A 1327-nucleotide genomic window follows, 5' to 3' on the forward strand; every position below is an offset into this window, starting at 1 on the left:
TGAACTTTCCTGAAATAGGTTGACTAAAAATTAGACAACTTATTACAAATAAAGATGAAAGAACAAAAAGGACCCTGCCGAAAAAAATCCTACGAAAAAGTAGGTTTCGATTTAAAATTACTCATTATTGACCAAATTCAAAACGGAAGAATTTCTGTCAATTATGCCGCTAAAAAATACAATATTTCTAGATCCTCTATTGACTATTGGTTAAAAAAATATAGTACTTTAGAGCAAAAGAAATTAGGAATGAGTAAAAAAGATGAGATTAAAAAACTAAAAGAAAGAATCGAAGAACTTGAATTTGTTAAAGACTTCCAGCAAGACATAATTGCAGATATGGAATTAATTACTGGTGTCGATTTATCAAAAAAGTCATTGCCCAAAACATTAGCCGACGAGATTCAAAAAAAGAAAACAAACCGTTTAAAAGAAAATGGTTAATCGAATGTTTTGGGATTAGCAAACAAGCCTTCTATAAACGCTTAAAATCTCAACAAATTAAAGTAAATCAAGAGAAAATCCTTATCCAATTAGTACAAGATTATCGCAAACTAGTTGGTCAAAAAGCAGGTGGAATTAAACTATATAAAGAACTAAAACCACAAATCAAGAACCTTAATATTAAAATAGGTCGCGACAAGTTCTATCGGTTTTTAAAAGCTCATAACCTTCTCATTCCTAAAGGTAGAAACTACCACACAACAACTAATTCTAATCATTTATTTCATAAATACAAAAATTTAGTAAAAGATAAAATACCAACAAGACCAGAACAACTTTGGGTAAGTGATATTACTTATATTAAAACGCAAAACGGATACAACTACCTGGCTTTAGTTACAGACGCGTATTCCAAGCAAATTATGGGATATAAACTAGATAACCATATGAAAGTATCATTGTGTTTAGATGCGCTTAAAATGGCTATTAAAAATCGTAAATATCCAAATGAAAAAATAATACACCACTCGGATAGAGGTTTTCAATATTGCAACCCTAAATATTCCAATTTAGCTGAACAAAACGGGATAATTATGAGTATGACTGAAAAGTATGACCCTTATGAAAATGCCGTAGCTGAAAGAGTTAATAGAACTTTAAAGTATGAATATGGATTGAAAAAAACTATTAAAAATACAATGTTAGCAACTAAAATGGTCAAAAATGCAGTATATATTTACAACCATTTAAGAACGCATTTTAGCCTTGATTTAAGAAAACCTTTTGAGGTGCATAACAATCCTAACATTAAATATAAATCGTATCGAAAAAATAAAGTAAATTTACTTGAATTAACAATTTAAAAAACGACCTAGTTCAAACT

2 protein-coding genes are annotated in these 1327 nt (G+C 29.1%); both read left to right on the forward strand.

Annotated features, from left to right (window positions below):
- Window positions 1–54: 54 nt before the first annotated feature.
- Window positions 55–444 (forward strand): helix-turn-helix domain-containing protein, encoded by a 390-nt coding sequence (locus ACFSQP_RS13075; protein ID WP_376895222.1) that lies wholly within the window; start codon window positions 55–57, stop codon window positions 442–444.
- Between the two features lie 14 nt (window positions 445–458).
- Window positions 459–1307: an IS3 family transposase gene (locus ACFSQP_RS13080; RefSeq protein ID WP_376895223.1), complete on the forward strand. Its 849-nt coding sequence runs from the start codon at window positions 459–461 to the stop codon at window positions 1305–1307.
- The last annotated feature ends 20 nt before the right edge of the window (window positions 1308–1327 follow it).

It is taken from the genome of Bizionia sediminis (assembly GCF_042684585.1).
GTDB classification, from domain to species: domain Bacteria; phylum Bacteroidota; class Bacteroidia; order Flavobacteriales; family Flavobacteriaceae; genus Algorimicrobium; species Algorimicrobium sediminis.

What these genes read in the sequence shown, in the direction of transcription:
- ACFSQP_RS13075 (WP_376895222.1), top strand. Translation starts at nt 55, where the DNA reads ATGAAAGAACAAAAAGGACCCTGCCGAAAAAAATCCTACGAAAAAGTA.